A 14,663-nucleotide genomic window follows, 5' to 3' on the forward strand; every position below is an offset into this window, starting at 1 on the left:
TTGTCTGTCTATCTACTCGGCTGCCGCATCGGCTGCAGGCGCGCCGTCGGTGACGGTCACCATCGCCGTGCGGAGCACTCGTTCGCCCAGGCGGTAGCCCTTGCGCAGCACTGCCCCGAGGACGGGGTTGTCACCGTCACCCTCCATCTGCACGGCCTCGTGCAGTTCCGCGGAGAAGGCATCGCCCTCGGCGCCGAACCCCTCGAGGCCGAGACCGTCGAGCACACCGGCGAGCTTGTCGGACAGCGCCTTCAGCGGTCCCGACTCCAGATCCCCGTGGGCGCGTGCCCGGTCGAGATCGTCGACGAGGTCGAGGAACTTCCCGACCACCGCGACCCTCTCGTCCTCGACGGCCCGATCGATCCGGGCCAACGCGTTGCGGCGGATGTTGGCGATCTCCGCCTTCGCGTAGCCCAGCTCGGTGCTGGCCTTCTCGAGTTCGGAGGTGATCGCGGTCAGATCGTCCGTCTCGGCCGCACCGGCCCCGGCCGCCTCCTCGGAGGCAGCCGGGGTGGTGGTGGCGTCGACCTGATCGTCGGCCGTCACCGGTTCGCGCTCGGGGTTTTCCGCCGTCACTTCTTGTCCTGATCGGTCGGCTCGTCGACAACCTCGGCGTCGACGACGTCGTCAGCGGCGGGGCCGGAGCCGTCACCCGACGCGGCGGCGTCGGCGGCCTGCGCGTCGTAGATCGCCTGGCCCAGTGCCTGCGACTCGGTGGACAGCTTCTCCACTGCAGCCTTGACGGCGGCGATGTCCGAGCCGGCGAGAGCGGTCTTGACCTCGGTGACCGCGGCCTCGACCTTCTCCTTGACGTCGGCGGGCACCTTGTCCTCGTTGTCCTTGATGAACTTCTCGGTCTGGTGCACCAGCGAATCGGCCTGGTTGCGGACCTCGGCCTCCTCGCGGCGGTTCTTGTCCTCCTCCGCGTGCGCCTCGGCGTCCTTGATCATCCGATCGATCTCGTCCTTGGACAGACCGGAGCCGTCCTGGATCTTGATCGTGTTCTCCTTGCCCGTGCCCTTGTCCTTCGCGGTCACGTGCACGATGCCGTTGGCGTCGATGTCGAAGGTGACCTCGATCTGCGGCACGCCGCGCGGGGCCGGCGGGATACCGGACAGCTCGAACGATCCGAGGAGCTTGTTGTGCGAGGCGATCTCGCGCTCACCCTGGAACACCTGGATCTGCACCGACGGCTGGTTGTCGTCCGCCGTGGTGAAGGTCTCGGAGCGCTTGGTCGGGATCGTCGTGTTGCGCTCGATGAGCTTGGTCATCACGCCACCCTTGGTCTCGATACCGAGAGACAGCGGGGTGACGTCGAGCAGCAGAACGTCCTTGACCTCGCCCTTGAGGACGCCGGCCTGAAGCGCCGCTCCGACTGCAACCACTTCGTCCGGGTTCACGCCCTTGTTGGGCTCACGGCCACCGGTAAGCTCACGAACCAGGTCGGAGACGGCCGGCATACGGGTGGAGCCACCGACGAGCACGACGTGGTCGATGTCCTTGACGGCGATGCCCGAGTCCTTGACCACGGCCTGGAACGGCGCGCGGGTGCGGTCCAGCAGGTCGGAGGTGATCTTCTGGAACTCGCTGCGGGTGAGCTGCTCGTCGAGGAACAGCGGGTTCTTGTCCGCGTCGACGGTGATGTACGGCAGGTTGATGGAGGTGCTCTGCGAGCTGGACAGCTCGATCTTCGCCTTCTCCGCAGCCTCACGCAGACGCTGCAGGGCCATCTTGTCCTTGGTCAGATCGATGCCGTTCTGAGCCTTGAACTTGTCGACCAGCCAGCTGACGATGCGCTCGTCCCAGTCGTCGCCACCGAGGTGGTTGTCACCGGAGGTCGCGCGGACCTCGACGACGCCGTCGCCGATCTCGAGCAGGGACACGTCGAAGGTGCCGCCGCCGAGGTCGAAGACCAGGATGGTCTGTTCCTTCTCGCCCTTGTCGAGGCCGTACGCCAGCGCGGCCGCGGTGGGCTCGTTGACGATGCGCAGGACGTTGAGGCCCGCGATCTGTCCGGCTTCCTTGGTGGCCTGGCGCTGCGCGTCCTCGAAGTAGGCGGGGACGGTGATGACGGCGTCGGTGATCTCCTCACCGAGGTACGCCTCCGCGTCACGCTTCAGCTTCATCAGCGTGCGGGCGCTGATCTCCTGCGGCGTGTACTTCTTGTCGTCGATCTCCACGTTCCAGTCGGTGCCGATGTGGCGCTTGACCGAGCGGATGGTGCGGTCGACGTTGGTGACCGCCTGGTTCTTGGCGGGCTGACCGACGAGCACTTCACCGTTCTTGGCGAAGGCCACGACGGACGGGGTGGTGCGCGAGCCCTCGGAGTTGGCGACCACTACCGGCTCGCCGCCTTCGAGCACAGACACGACCGAGTTGGTGGTCCCGAGGTCGATTCCGACCGCACGAGCCATAGTGATCCCTCACTTTCCTTCTTCGCAGCCTCTCGAGCTGCGGTTATCTTCTCGACACTGAGCTGATGAACCTCAGGTGAGCGTATCCGGCTCAAGTTTGCATGCGACTCCGGTCGAAGTCAATCCGAAACTTGAGTCCTCGACGCTCAGGTTCTCGAAATGGTCAACGGGCCGCCTCACGGGTTTGTTCCCGACTGCGGGATTTTCCCGACCGGGCTGACCGGACCGCGGGCGCGGATACGATTCGGACGTGGACACCACCGACGAACACGAGGCAACGGCGGTGCCGGCGCAGCCGCACCGGCCCCGGCCGCCCCGGCCCGATGTCGTCGTCGCTCCGCTGCACACCCCGACCGCGGTCACTCCCCCGCACGCGCTCGCCGCGGCACTGGCCGCGTGGACGGCCTCCTTCGTCGTTTTCGTCGGACTCCTCGGAGCCCTCGCGTTGGACGGAAGGGTGCGCGACGCCCTCGAGTCCGACCTCGCCGATCGGAATCCGACCGCCGCCGCGGGCGACGTCTCCGGGGTCGTCAGCCTCACCGTGCCGGCCGTCGTCGGCATCGGGCTGCTGGTCATGCTCACCGCGGTGTTCGCGATCCTTCGGCTCCGCAGGCGTCGTCGCGGCGGCCGAACCGGGCTGGCCGTCGCCGCACTACCGACGATCGTCGCGGCCGTCGCCACCTGGAATCTGTTGTCGGGCGCGTGGGACACCTCCGTCCGCGCCCTCACGTGGGCGCCGCTGCTGCAGGCCGGGTTGGTCGTGGTCGGCACGGCGTTGCTGTTCGCACCCGCCGTCTCGGCGTGGCTCGACCGCCCGGCCGGCGGCACGCCATGACGGACGCCGTCGTCGTCGGCTCCGGCCCCAACGGGCTGGCCGCGGGTGTGGCGCTCGCGCTGCGCGGCATCTCCGTGACCGTGTACGAGGCCGCGGACACGATCGGCGGCGGCACCCGCACCTCCGAGCGCCTCGTGCCCGGACTGCTGCACGACGACTGCTCGGCGGTGCACCCGATGGGCGTGGCGTCACCGTTCTTCCGCTCGCTCGACCTCTCCGCGCACGGACTCGAATGGCGGTATCCGGAGATCGATCTCGCGCATCCGCTCGACGATGCCGTGTCGGGCGTGTTCACACGGTCGATCGAGCAGACCGCGAGCCGACTGGGGCCCGACGGACCCGCGTGGCGACGGCTGTTCGCGCCGCTGTCCGAGCACTTCGACGAACTAGCCGGCGAACTGCTGCGTCCCGTCGTACACCTGCCCAGGCACCCGATCCCGATGGTGCGCTTCGGGATCCATGCGCTCGCCCCCGCCACGCTGACGGCGAGGCGATGGCGCACCGCGCAGGCGCGGGCGCTGTTCGGCGGTGTGGCCGCGCACGCCTACTACCCGTTGTCCCGGCCCACGACGTCGGCGGCGGGCCTGATGATGCTCGCCGCCGGGCACCGCTACGGCTGGCCGGTCGCGAAGGGCGGGTCCCGCGCGATCACCGATGCGCTGGCCTCACTGTTACTCGCCCACGGCGGTCGGATCGAGACCGGACGACGTGTCCGCTCGCTGGGCGAGTTGCCGCGCGCCGACATCACGATGCTCGACCTGTCGCCCACCGGCGTCGCCGAGGTGGCCGGCAACCTGCTGCCGGCCCGGGTGGCCCGCGCGTACCGCCGGTACCGGTACGGTCCGGCGGCGTTCAAGCTGGATCTGGCCGTCGAGGGCGGCATTCCGTGGCGTGACGACGCATGCCGCCGCGCCGGCACCGTCCACCTCGGCGGGACCTTCGAGGAGGTGGTCGCGACTGAGCGGGACCTGCACCGCGGCCGAATGCCCGAGCGTCCGTTCGTCCTGATCGGACAGCAGTACCTGGCGGACCCCTCACGATCGGCCGGTGACGTGCACCCGGTGTGGGCGTACGCCCATGTGCCGCACGGATACACCGGCGACGCGACGGAGGCGATCCTGCGCCAGATCGAGCGCTTCGCACCCCACACCCGGGACCGCATCGTCGGCAGCTTCACCCGGTCCGCCGTCGAGATGCCCGCCTACAACCCCAATTACGTGGGCGGCGACATCGCGACCGGCGCGAACGATCCGGTGCAGTTGTTGACGCGCCCGCGGGTGGCCATCGACCCCTATTCGACAGGCATCCCGGGCGTCTACATCTGCTCCGCCGCGACCCCGCCCGGCGGCGGCGCGCACGGGATGGGCGGATACAACGCAGCCAGGTCGGCACTGCGGCGAATCGAGCGTTAGGTTTCGGACGCCGCACCGGACCACGGCACGTTGGGATCGATCATCGCGAGAGCGCAAGGCGAAGGTGTCGGAGCGCGTCGACGATCGCCCCGGGCTCACCGGCCGGCAGCAACGGAAGCCGGACGTTCGGGGTGGATATCCGACCCTGGGCATGGAGAACGGCCTTGATGACGGTGGGATTGGGCTCGGATATCAGTGCGGATGTGGGCCCCACCAATTGGTGCGCCAGCGCCCGTGCGGGCACGGGTCGTCCGCTGCGCCAGAGGTCGTACAGTTCGACGAATTCCCTCGCACACACATTCGCGGTCGCCGCGATCGCGCCCGCCGCGCCCATCGCGAGCAGCGGCGAGACGAGCGTGTCCTCCCCCGCAAGAACCGAGAACGCGTCCACAGGAGCAGACCCCGCGGCGCGACCCGACGACGCAGACTCCGCGAGAAGCCGCGCGGTGTCGGTATCCACCGAGCCGACTGCCTGCTTGATGCCGACGATCCGCGGATGCTTCGCCAGGCGCACAACGGACTCCCAACCCAGATACTGGCCGGTGCGGTACGGAACGTTGTACAGAACGAGCGGAAGCGGACTCCGATCGGCGACGTACTCGAAGTGCGCCACGACCCCCGCCTCGGACGGTCGCGTGTAGTACGGGACCACTACCAATACGCCCGTGACATCGGCTTCCGCATTCAGCGCCTCGATCGCCCGCACGGTGCCGACCGTGTCGTTGGAGCCGGCCCCGACGAGCAGAGGAACCCCGCGCTCGCGGCACACCCTGCCGCAGATCCGCACGACATCGCGGCGTTCCGGTGGGCTCAGCGTCGCCGGCTCCGCGGTGGTCCCCAACGCGACGATCCCGGCCGCTCCCTCGTCGATCACGGCGTGCGCGAGGAGTTCCAGCTCGGCAGCGGCGAGCTCACCGTCGTCCGCGAACGGAGTGACGAGCGGGACGAGAATTCCTGACGGGTGGAAGGTCATGCACCCAGTCTCACCGCGCACATAATCAAGATCCAGTTACTGTTCATGGCGCTATCCGTAAGCTGAACTGATGCTCGACATCCGCAAGCTCAGACTTCTGCGCGAACTCGCCCACCGAGGCACCATCGCGTCGGTCGCAGAGGCACTGTCGTACACGCCCTCGGCGGTGTCACAGCAGCTTGCGGCCCTCGAGCGCGAGGCCGGTCGCCCGCTGTTGACACGCACGGGCCGTCGGGTGAGTCTCACGCCGGCCGGGACGATGCTGGTCGAGCACACGGAGGTCGTGCTCGCCGACCTGGAACGAGCCGAGGCCGCGCTCGCCGCGAGCGAGAAGGGCCTGTCGGGTTCGGTTCGCCTGGGGGCGTTTCCGACTGCCCTACGGACGATCGTGCTGCCCGCAATGCTGGAGATCGGCCGCGCCGAGAAGGGTTTGGAACTGACGGTGACCGAGGTGGATCCCGCCGCCGTGCCGGATCTTCTTCGCGGCGGTCGACTGGACATCGCGTTGGTTCATGAATACGACAACGTGCCCTCCACCATGGGGCCAGGCATCGAGACCGAACCGATCCTCGACGAGGTCGTGTACCTCGCGTCAACGGAACCGGCGGAGGGGGTCGACATGACGGTGGTCCGCCGGCACGCCGGAAGCCGCTGGATAGTCGGCAACACCGGCACCCTCTGCCACACGATGGCCGTACGTACCTGTCAGTCCCAGGGCTTCGAACCGCACATAGCCCATCGGGTCGATGACTTCGCGACGGTCCTGCGACTCGTCGCCGCGGGAGACGGCGTGGCGTTGGTTCCCCAACTCGGAGCGACCGACGTCCCGGAGGGGGTAGTGCTCACGACTCTCCCGATCCACAGGCGGACCCGGATCGCCTACCGGCTCGGAAGTCGGTTCCGGCCGCCATTCGCCGCCGTGAGCGACGAATTGCACCGTGCGGCACGATCGCTTCCACAGCGCCCCTCGACAACCGATCGATCGCACATCGGGTGATCTCCCGGGCCGCCGGCCGGGTCATTGCCCGCAAAGGTCAGGCGTCGGATCCGGATTCCGGTCGATCGACACGGATGGACCCGGACGCCAGATCCACCCGGATCAACGGCAGCAGGCCTCGACCGGTGATCCGGCTGAACACCACCTCGACGAATGCCAGCAGTATCAGCAAGCACGCCAGGCCGGGAAGCGTCATCGCCCACAGCAGACCCATACGCGTCAGTGTCGGTCGGTGTCGCGCCCGCCTGTCCAGATCTCAGCCCGCGCGGGATCGCAGCGAACTCGCGCCGCGGGCCCACGAGTTCGCCATGTGCTCGCCCACCAGGTCGTCGAACGCGAGGCACGCGGCCGCGCCGAACAGGACGTCGCCGGCACAGTCCGGGCGCTGCGCGACCAGACCGCCCGCGAGGTCGCGGACGACGATCTGCTCGTGCACGGAGTCGGCCTCGACGTGTTCGTCGAAGAACAGGGTGGCCGCGGCGCCGAAGCCGAGCCGACGCAGCCCGGCGGCGTACTTCTTGCTCGGCAGCGCGGAGGTGGTCTCCACCGCGCACAGGTGTCCGGCGAGCGCGGCCCGCAGACGGCGGTGCAGCCCGAAGAGGGACAGCGCGTTGAGCGATGCGAGCGTGACCGCCGGGACGTCGTCGAGATAGTGGGCGTACCCGTCGGACAGCCCCAGCTCGCGCATCGTCGTCGCGAACAGCTGCGAGTGCATCCGCTCGAGACGCCCGCCGCCGTACTCGTCGGCCTGCACCTCGACGAGCGCCGCCTTCGGCCGCCCGACGAGTCTCGGGATGCCGATCGTGTGGACGTCGGCCTCGCGCAGCTGGTTGAGCGATCGGTGGATCAGCAGCTCCCGGAACTGGTCCGCGGTCGCGTCCGTGGCCATGAAGCCCGCCAACCCGGGACCCACCGTGGGCGCGGTCATCTCCCAGAGCGCTGCCACGACATCGGACGGGTCGACGTCCTCCACCCGCGGGCGCGCGAGCTCGCGGACCGCCGCCTCGAACGGTGCCTCCAGCTCGGCACGCGCGGCGATCAGCTCCGGGGCCCACTCGAGCCGGTCGTCCGCTCCGTCGACGCCGTGTAGATGCAGCTCGTACAACAGCGCCAAGGCCAGCTGCGCGTCGTCGTCGTCGATCATGCCGTTCGACGACTCCGACCTGTATCCACGGGCCGCGGTGTTCACGGTCGCCGGGTCGTCCGCGCCGGACAGCACCGCGACGACTGCGGCGCTCACGGGACCGCGTGGTTCGGGAATCGGCATCGGCATCGGCTTCCCCGATCAGTAGCGGTCACCTGCGGTGGTCATTCGTCTCGTTCCTCCGTTCCGCTCCGTGCAGCGCCTAGGTGTACTGCGCCACGAGCCGGTCGAACTCCTCGCTGTCGACCAGGCCGGGCTGTCCGATGTCCAGTGCGGTCAGGAACTTGTGCACCAGACCGAAGTCGCGCCCCAACTCGGCGCGCGAGGGACCCGACGTCTTCGGGCTCACACCGCTTCCGATCATCGCGTCCAGATTGGCGGCGATCTCGTTCAGCTTCTGTCGGTCCGCATCGGTTCGACCGGCTGTTCCTCCAGTTGTCATCCGTTCTCAACCCCGTTTCCGTCTTGTCGTCGTTCGCAAGGTTTCCGGGCACTGACTCTCATACTGCCCGTGTCCGGATCGTTCTGCTGGACAGGATTTCGGCCACGCCACCTGTGGAGGAAAGAACTCACACCTGTGGACAGCCCTGTGAATGATTCACCGCCAGGGGCGGACTCGACGATGACTCGAGAACCGCTAGGTCACTCGAGTTGACGCAGAGAAGATTTCACGGATTCTGCTGTTTCTTCCGTTTGTGCGAGCTGTCACAGAAGGGCGACCGGCCCGTCCTCCCGCAGCGGCACAACGCAATCGTCGCGCGTTCGTTGACGATCGGGACACCGGCGCCGTCGACGAGACTCACCGGGCCGCGGATCAGCAGCGGCCCGTCGGGGCACACCGTGACGACCACCTCGGCTCCCGCGCCGTCAGCCACGACGGACCGCCTCCCTCCACCCGGCACGGAACACGACCAGCCTTTCGCGGTCCTGCCCCGCCTCGACCAACCCGCGACGCCGAAGCATGCCCTCGCGCGCAGCGGTTATCGGACCGAACGGTATGTCCACGCTGCGAACGATGTCGACTTCCAACCCCCGCTCCTCGAGCATCACCTGCGTCTTCTCGAGACCGCTCAGTGCGGATTGCAGCAGCAACATCACTCCCCCGTCGGTCAGGACGTCGGGCACCTCGGTGCAGATGCGATCGAGCAGCGATCGACCGTTCGATCCCGCATCCCACGCGCGGGCCGCGCCGCGTGCCGGCAACCGGTCGGTCGCCGAAGGCACGTAGGGCGGATTGGACAGCACGAGGTCGAACCGCTCGCCGTCCACCGGCACCGTGAGATCACCCCGCACCACCCGTACGTGAGCGCGGTTGAGCCACGCGTTGATTCGCGTGTTCACCACCGCTCTACGGCCGATGTCGACTGCCGTGATGTCCTCCGAGCCCGCCGCCGCGGCACGCGCGCTGAGCATCCCGGTGCCCGCGCACAGGTCCAGGATCCGAGTGCGGGCACCCACGGGCTCGGAGCTCAGGGCCTGCGCCAGAAGGAAACTGTCGGTTTGCGGACGATAAACACCGGGTAATCGGAGAAGCACGAAGGGCCCCCTCGGTCCTCGTGGCGTCGGAGCACCGACACCTCCTTCGAGTATCGCCGACACCCGCGGGCGGTGCACGGAACCGACGGAACGGCCGGATCAGCCCAGCCGGCGCAAGTCCGCGATCGCCGCACGCGCGGCGAGACCGATCGCCGCATCCGCCCTGGGCAACAGCGCATCCGCGCGCGCCGCCCGGGTGAAGACCGCGACCGCGAACGCGTCACCGTCGGGAAACTCGATCACTCCCACCTCGTTGCGTACCGCACCGAGCGTTCCGGTCTTCCCGGCGACGACGACGTCTGCGAACGGGAATCCCGAGCGCAAGCGCGCGGTGAAGACCTGGCTCGACATCAGGGCGCGGACGAATGCCGTCTGATCCGCGGACAGGACGGCCCCGGTCCACACCGCCGACAGCAGCGTCGTCATGTCCCGCGGGGTGGTCGCGCTCGACAGCACCGGGTCGTAGCCGCTCGGGAACACGACGGTGTCGTTGTCGCCGATCCGGGCGAACGCCTCGGCGGGCGAGCGCGTGCCCGTGTCCGCCACCAGCGATTCCAGGCTGTCCGCGGTGCCACCGACGATCCGCGTCGACGAGAGCCCCAGGCCGCCCATCGTCTCGTTCACCCGGTCCACACCCACGCGCCGGAGCAGTTCGTCGGCGGCGGCGTTGTCGGACACCGCCATCATCGAGCGCGCCATGTCGCGCAGCGACATTCGTACCGGATCCGACATCTGCGAGACACCGGTCGGCCCGGTGGTGCGGGTGGACGGGTCGAGGGTCACCTGCCGGCGCGGGTCCAGATCACCGGCGTCGACGAGGCGGCAGAACGTGACGAGCAGCGGCAGTTTGTACACCGAGGCCATGACCACCGGCTGGTCCGGCGATGCCCCGACCTCGATACCCGCGCGTCGGTCCGACACCGGGATCGCGTGCAGACATCCGCGCACGGCGGCGTCGACGAACACGTCCGACAGTCCAGTCGTACCCGTCACGACGTCACCTGCCCGGCCGCCGCGTAGCCGGCGATCCGCGCGGCCATCGCGTCGAGTACCCGGTCCGGCACGTCGGCCGACGCCGACCGCAGGCACCGCAGGCGCAGGCGGATCGACTCGTCGCCCGGCCGGACCCGGCCCACCCCGGGAGCCGACAGCGTGTGGTCCGCGGTGAGGGCGAAGGCCTGGCCGGCCGCCACGAGCGCGAGGGCCCACCGGTCGTCAGGTGCGTTGATGACGTCCAGGTCGGTCCCGACCCGGGCAAATGCGTCGCCCAGCAGGTCGTACGCCGCCGGGCCGTCGGAGCGTGGCGGCGACGCGAACCGCAGACCGGTCAGGCGGGACAGCCCGCACGGGTCCTGCGCCGCCGCCGGGTGCGAGGCCGGCACCAGCAGGGTCAGCGGCAGTGGCACCACGTCGGTGCCGGTGAGCGGGTCCACCAGCGCGGGATGCTCGATGACACCGAGATCGAGTGCGCCGGAACCCAATTGGTCGACGAGATCGGCACTCGGGGCGATGCTCACCTCGACGCGGCCCGACCCGGCGAACGACCGGACCGTCGCCGCGAGGTCCGCGACCAGCGCGGTCGGCACCTTCGGCATGACGCCGACGCGGAGGGTGCGCTCGTGCGCCTGCCGCCGGCGCGCGGTGTCGGTGAAGCGCTGGGCCTGTCCGATCAGGTCGATCGCGTCCGGCAGCAGCGCCTGCCCGCTCGCGGTGAGCACGACGCCCTTCGATCCGCGGTGGAACAGCGTGACGCCGAGTTCACGCTCGAGCTTCTTCACGCCCTGACTCAGCGGCGGCTGGGTCATCCCGAGGCGGGCGGCAGCGCGGCCGAAGTGCTGTTCCTCGGCCACGGCGATGAAGAATTCGAGGTGCAGCAGAAGGTTCACGACGGCCTTGAACTGGCCTTATTCGTATCGAGTATCGGTCTCACGTCAATAGCATATTGGACTCGCCTGAGTCCTCGATGCTTCGCTGCCAATCGACATCCAATCGAACGAGCGGAGTGATGATGGCCGACGGGACCAAGCGGGAGTTGTGGAAGCGCGGCGCACTGACACTCGCGGCGGCGGTGGCGCTGACGTCGTGCGGCGTGCTGGGTGGTCCCGACTCCGGCGAGAAGGTGGCGCGCAAGTTCGTCGACGCCCTCGGCAGCGGGGACGTGGCGACCGCCGCATCGCTCACCGACGACCCCGACGGCGCGAGCGACGTGCTGCGCCGCACCTTCGACGGTGTGGGCGACGGCGCCGAGGCCGAGTTCACCGTCGAACGCGCCGACGACTCAAGGTTCACCTACCGGTCGGACTGGGATTTCGGCGGCGGACGGTCCTGGAGTTACACCACGGCGGTGCCGTTGACGTACACCGACGGCACCCGCCGGGTGTCGTGGTCCTCCGCGGTGGTCAACGAACGACTCCAGCCCGGCCAGGCCCTGCAGTACACACCGGTCGCCGACACACGGGCCGTCCTCGACGCCAACGGGATGGCACTGCTGGAGCCGCAGACGGTCACGGTCGTCGACATCGAATCGAACACGCTGGCAACCGATTCTGCGGTGCGGGCGCAACTGTCGCGTCTGCTGTCGCGCGCGGTACCGGGGTTCGAAGTCGCCCCACCGAATCCCGGCGCGGCGGCGAAGCCGGGCGAGCGGGTGAACCTGGTGAGCCTGCGGCAGCAGGACGCCGCGCCGATCCGCGCCGAACTCGGGAAGATCCCCGGCATCCATCTCTCCGATCAGATGCGGCTACTCACCGTCGACCGGGCGCTGACGTCACCGGTGGTCGCCGAGCTGCGGGCGACCTGGGAATCGCGACAACAGGATTCGGCGGGCTGGCGGGTGCAGGCCGTCGAGCGCGACGGCGACGTCGCCGGCACCCTCACCGGCGGCGACCCGCCGGACGGCACGGCGCTGCGCACGACGCTGGATCCCCGCATCCAGCATCTCGCCCAGCAGGCCGTGAACACCGAACCCCGCGCGGCCGCGCTGGTCGCGCTCGATGCCACGAACGGCCAGGTGCTGGCGGTCGCGCAGAACGGGGCCGCCGACAAGTCCGGCCCCATCGCCCTGACCGGCCTGTATCCGCCGGGCTCGACATTCAAGACCGTCACGACGATGGCTGCGTTGCAGAGCGGCGCGGTCAACGCCGACAGCACCGTCGACTGCCCGGGCACCGCGAATATCGAGGGCCGCGTCATCCCCAACGAGAACGAGTTCGACCTGGGCCGCGTCCCGCTGCACTCGGCGTTCGCCCACTCGTGCAACACGACGATGGGCAGACTGGCCGTCGGACTGCCCGCCGACGCGCTTCAGGTGCAGGCACGCGAGTTCGGGCTGGGCGTCGACTACCTGACACCGGGACTGACGACCGTCACCGGTTCGGTGCCGTCGGCGCAGACGCCCGCGCAGCGCGTCGAGGCCGCGATCGGCCAGGGCGAGGACCTGGCGAGTCCCTTCGGGATGGCGATGGTCGCGGCGGCGATCGCCGGGGGCCGGGCCCCTCTACCCCAGTTGATCGGCGGGGAGCCCGCGACCGCCGACCACACACCGGGGCCGCTCGACCCCGACCATGTGCGGGACCTGAAATCAATGATGACCGAGACGGTGCGCAGCGGCACCGCCACGAGCCTCTCCGACATCTCCGGGCTCATGGGCAAGACCGGGACCGCCGAATTCGGCGACGGCACGCACGCCCACGGATGGTTCGTCGGGATCCGCGGCAACGTCGCGTTCGCGGTGCTGGTGGTCTCGGGCGAGAGTTCCGGCCCCGCGCTCGACATCGCCGGCAGCTTCCTGCGACCGATCAGCGACGAGGAGTAGACGCAACAGGCGCCACGCGCACCGCCCCCGCGTCGATGTCGAGCCGCATCGCCCCGGCGAATCCACCGACCCCGCCGGTCCCGCCCAGTTCGGTCAGCACTCCCTCCGCACTGCGGGCGGCGACGCGACAGGCCCGGGCGGTGAACTGGTCGACCAGGGGATGCGCCGCCCGCTCACGCCACTTGTGCACCGCTGCGAGCGCCACGACCCGCGCCTCCTCGATCGAGGCGTCGGCCGCCAGCCCGAGCCGCGTTGCGGGATCGATGCCGAAACCACCGATGAGCCGCTGCAGTTCGGTCAGATCGTCGCCCGACAGGCCGGTTTCGGCGCTGCGGAGCCGGCCGAGCATGCGCAACTCCTGGAAGCCGTGGACGTCCGCGAGCAGCCGTCCGGCCTCGTCGATCATGCGCGGGGTCTGCGGGGTGGGGTGCGCTTCGAGGACCCGTTCGAGCGCGACGAGCGCGGAGTGCGTCTTGAGTTGATCGGCTCGCTGGCCGAACTGCACGTCGATCACCTGTCGCAGTTCGTCGAGCCCGCTGCGGGCCACCAACTCGGCGGCGAGGCTGGGCGAATCCTGCACCCCGAGCCGGATCAGCATCACCGCGAGCCGAATCCCGAACAGGCCGAACCGGTCCGCGAGCTGACGGCGCATCGCCGCGTCCACGGGCAGCGGGGCGTCGTCGCGGACGAACCGGTCGGCGGACAGCATCGCCAGCTGCAGATCCTCCCCCGGCACCCGCGCGAGCGCCTCGAATGCCGCGAACTCGCTCTGCCGCAACGTCCGCGCGCCCAGCGCCAAGAGGCCCGCCACCGGAACGACCGCCTGACACAGTCCGGTGAGCTCGAGTTCCGCCGTGAACCGGGCCGCCATCTCCTTCGCGGACAGCATCGCGTCGGCCCGGCCCGCCCCCACCTCGTCGGCGCGCGAGACCACCCCGACGACGCCGAGCGGCCCGGACTCGCCGCCCACGTGGGCACCGATCCGGCCCAGGAACTGGACATCCGACGCACTGAGGCTGCGCAGCAGGTACACCACCGCGTCGGCGCCGGACACCGCGTTCTCGGGGGTCAGCATCTCGAGGGTGCGGGCTGAGACGTCCTTCGACAGCGACGACGTACCTGGGGTGTCGATGATCGTCGTCTGGGCGAGCGCGCTGGCCGGCCATTCCACGTCGAGGCGGTCGACACGGTCCGCCGTGAGGTCGCCGAGGTCGAACGTCAGGCGTCCCGCGTGCCGCTGCACGGCCACATTGGCGGATTCGGCGCCGTCGTAGCGGGCGGTGACCGTCGGCGTCGTGCCGCCGCGATACCAGGTGACGACGCGGGTGCACTCCGTCGCGTCGGTCGGGGCGATGTCCTGTCCGACAAACGCATTGAGCAGCGTGGACTTGCCCGCCTTGACGGAACCGGCGAGCGCGACGCGCAACGGCTGCTCGAGCCGGGACGCGCACTCGTTCAGTTGCGCCCGCGCGACGGGGTTGTCTGCGTAGATCTCGCGTGCCGACACGATGAGGGCGCGCGCCCGCTCGAACGACATC

Annotated in this window: 15 protein-coding genes; 4 read left to right on the top strand and 11 right to left on the bottom strand. The window is 69.5% G+C overall.

What is annotated here, in order from left to right; translation table 11 throughout:
• Nucleotides 1-12: 12 nt before the first annotated feature.
• Together grpE and dnaK are read right to left on the bottom strand one after the other, a co-directional pair.
• Nucleotides 13-576, bottom strand: a complete 564-nt coding sequence (gene grpE / locus AB4Z09_RS18950) for a nucleotide exchange factor GrpE (protein ID WP_174913070.1) — start codon at nucleotides 574-576, stop codon at nucleotides 13-15.
• Nucleotides 573-2,414 (bottom strand): molecular chaperone DnaK, encoded by a 1,842-nt coding sequence (gene dnaK, locus AB4Z09_RS18955; protein ID WP_114721535.1) that lies wholly within the window; start codon nucleotides 2,412-2,414, stop codon nucleotides 573-575. Before dnaK ends, grpE begins: the two co-directional genes overlap by 4 nt.
• A 250-nt stretch (nucleotides 2,415-2,664) precedes the next feature.
• Between dnaK and AB4Z09_RS18960 the strand changes: the two genes are divergently transcribed.
• Nucleotides 2,665-3,249, top strand: coding sequence for a hypothetical protein (locus tag AB4Z09_RS18960; RefSeq protein ID WP_442240448.1), 585 nt, complete (start codon nucleotides 2,665-2,667; stop codon nucleotides 3,247-3,249).
• Entirely contained in the window at nucleotides 3,246-4,661 is a 1,416-nt protein-coding gene (locus AB4Z09_RS18965) for a phytoene desaturase family protein (protein WP_174913075.1), read from the top strand. Before AB4Z09_RS18960 ends, AB4Z09_RS18965 begins: the two co-directional genes overlap by 4 nt.
• Nucleotides 4,662-4,701: 40 nt before the next feature.
• Here the strand turns inward: AB4Z09_RS18965 and dapA are convergent, their stop codons facing one another.
• Nucleotides 4,702-5,634: a 4-hydroxy-tetrahydrodipicolinate synthase gene (gene dapA / locus AB4Z09_RS18970; RefSeq protein ID WP_174913078.1), complete on the bottom strand. Its 933-nt coding sequence runs from the start codon at nucleotides 5,632-5,634 to the stop codon at nucleotides 4,702-4,704.
• Nucleotides 5,635-5,704: 70 nt separating this feature from the next.
• Here dapA and AB4Z09_RS18975 point away from each other — a divergent pair, with 70 nt between their 5' ends.
• Nucleotides 5,705-6,631, top strand: a complete 927-nt coding sequence (locus tag AB4Z09_RS18975) for a LysR family transcriptional regulator (RefSeq protein WP_442240449.1) — start codon at nucleotides 5,705-5,707, stop codon at nucleotides 6,629-6,631.
• A gap of 37 nt (nucleotides 6,632-6,668) precedes the next feature.
• Here AB4Z09_RS18975 and AB4Z09_RS18980 read toward each other — a convergent pair whose 3' ends face one another.
• From AB4Z09_RS18980 to AB4Z09_RS19010, 7 genes are all read right to left on the bottom strand, one after another.
• Nucleotides 6,669-6,845: a hypothetical protein gene (locus tag AB4Z09_RS18980; protein WP_181818759.1), complete on the bottom strand. Its 177-nt coding sequence runs from the start codon at nucleotides 6,843-6,845 to the stop codon at nucleotides 6,669-6,671.
• Nucleotides 6,846-6,887: 42 nt separating this feature from the next.
• The gene (locus AB4Z09_RS18985) at nucleotides 6,888-7,898 is read right to left on the bottom strand and encodes an iron-containing redox enzyme family protein (protein WP_174913087.1); all 1,011 of its coding nucleotides are present in this window, start codon (nucleotides 7,896-7,898) and stop codon (nucleotides 6,888-6,890) included.
• A 79-nt stretch (nucleotides 7,899-7,977) separates the two neighbouring features.
• Nucleotides 7,978-8,217 carry a hypothetical protein gene (locus AB4Z09_RS18990; protein ID WP_174913090.1) on the bottom strand — a complete coding sequence of 80 codons (240 nt, stop codon included), beginning with the start codon at nucleotides 8,215-8,217 and terminating at the stop codon, nucleotides 7,978-7,980.
• 226 nt (nucleotides 8,218-8,443) lie between these two features.
• On the bottom strand, nucleotides 8,444-8,650 hold the full coding sequence (locus tag AB4Z09_RS18995; protein ID WP_309473096.1) for a CDGSH iron-sulfur domain-containing protein: 207 nt from the start codon (nucleotides 8,648-8,650) through the stop codon (nucleotides 8,444-8,446).
• A complete protein-coding gene (locus AB4Z09_RS19000; RefSeq protein ID WP_442240450.1) occupies nucleotides 8,643-9,311 on the bottom strand; it encodes a HemK2/MTQ2 family protein methyltransferase in 669 nt (222 codons plus the stop codon). The genes AB4Z09_RS18995 and AB4Z09_RS19000 overlap by 8 nt, the downstream gene beginning before the upstream one ends.
• A gap of 99 nt (nucleotides 9,312-9,410) precedes the next feature.
• Nucleotides 9,411-10,304 carry a serine hydrolase gene (locus AB4Z09_RS19005; protein WP_442240451.1) on the bottom strand — a complete coding sequence of 298 codons (894 nt, stop codon included), beginning with the start codon at nucleotides 10,302-10,304 and terminating at the stop codon, nucleotides 9,411-9,413.
• Nucleotides 10,301-11,197, bottom strand: coding sequence for a LysR family transcriptional regulator (locus tag AB4Z09_RS19010; RefSeq protein ID WP_442240452.1), 897 nt, complete (start codon nucleotides 11,195-11,197; stop codon nucleotides 10,301-10,303). Before AB4Z09_RS19010 ends, AB4Z09_RS19005 begins: the two co-directional genes overlap by 4 nt.
• Nucleotides 11,198-11,316: 119 nt before the next feature.
• Here AB4Z09_RS19010 and AB4Z09_RS19015 point away from each other — a divergent pair, with 119 nt between their 5' ends.
• Nucleotides 11,317-13,125: a penicillin-binding transpeptidase domain-containing protein gene (locus AB4Z09_RS19015; protein ID WP_442240453.1), complete on the top strand. Its 1,809-nt coding sequence runs from the start codon at nucleotides 11,317-11,319 to the stop codon at nucleotides 13,123-13,125.
• Here AB4Z09_RS19015 and AB4Z09_RS19020 read toward each other — a convergent pair.
• The gene (locus AB4Z09_RS19020; RefSeq protein ID WP_174914974.1) at nucleotides 13,109-14,662 is read right to left on the bottom strand and encodes a dynamin family protein; all 1,554 of its coding nucleotides are present in this window, start codon (nucleotides 14,660-14,662) and stop codon (nucleotides 13,109-13,111) included. The two genes, AB4Z09_RS19015 and AB4Z09_RS19020, sit on opposite strands and share 17 nt — an antisense overlap.
• Between the last annotated feature and the right edge of the window lies 1 nt (nucleotide 14,663).

The sequence above is a fragment of the Rhodococcus sp. TAF43 genome, assembly GCF_052113525.1.
Classification (GTDB): Bacteria; Actinomycetota; Actinomycetes; order Mycobacteriales; family Mycobacteriaceae; genus Prescottella.

What these genes read in the sequence shown, in the direction of transcription:
- dnaK (WP_114721535.1), bottom strand. Translation starts at nt 2,414, where the DNA reads ATGGCTCGTGCGGTCGGAATCGACCTCGGGACCACCAACTCGGTCGTG.
- AB4Z09_RS18965 (WP_174913075.1), top strand. Translation starts at nt 3,246, where the DNA reads ATGACGGACGCCGTCGTCGTCGGCTCCGGCCCCAACGGGCTGGCCGCG.
- dapA (WP_174913078.1), bottom strand. Translation starts at nt 5,634, where the DNA reads ATGACCTTCCACCCGTCAGGAATTCTCGTCCCGCTCGTCACTCCGTTC.
- AB4Z09_RS18975 (WP_442240449.1), top strand. Translation starts at nt 5,705, where the DNA reads ATGCTCGACATCCGCAAGCTCAGACTTCTGCGCGAACTCGCCCACCGA.
- AB4Z09_RS18980 (WP_181818759.1), bottom strand. Translation starts at nt 6,845, where the DNA reads ATGGGTCTGCTGTGGGCGATGACGCTTCCCGGCCTGGCGTGCTTGCTG.
- AB4Z09_RS18985 (WP_174913087.1), bottom strand. Translation starts at nt 7,898, where the DNA reads ATGCCGATTCCCGAACCACGCGGTCCCGTGAGCGCCGCAGTCGTCGCG.
- AB4Z09_RS18990 (WP_174913090.1), bottom strand. Translation starts at nt 8,217, where the DNA reads ATGACAACTGGAGGAACAGCCGGTCGAACCGATGCGGACCGACAGAAG.
- AB4Z09_RS19015 (WP_442240453.1), top strand. Translation starts at nt 11,317, where the DNA reads ATGATGGCCGACGGGACCAAGCGGGAGTTGTGGAAGCGCGGCGCACTG.
- AB4Z09_RS19020 (WP_174914974.1), bottom strand. Translation starts at nt 14,662, where the DNA reads ATGTCGTTCGAGCGGGCGCGCGCCCTCATCGTGTCGGCACGCGAGATC.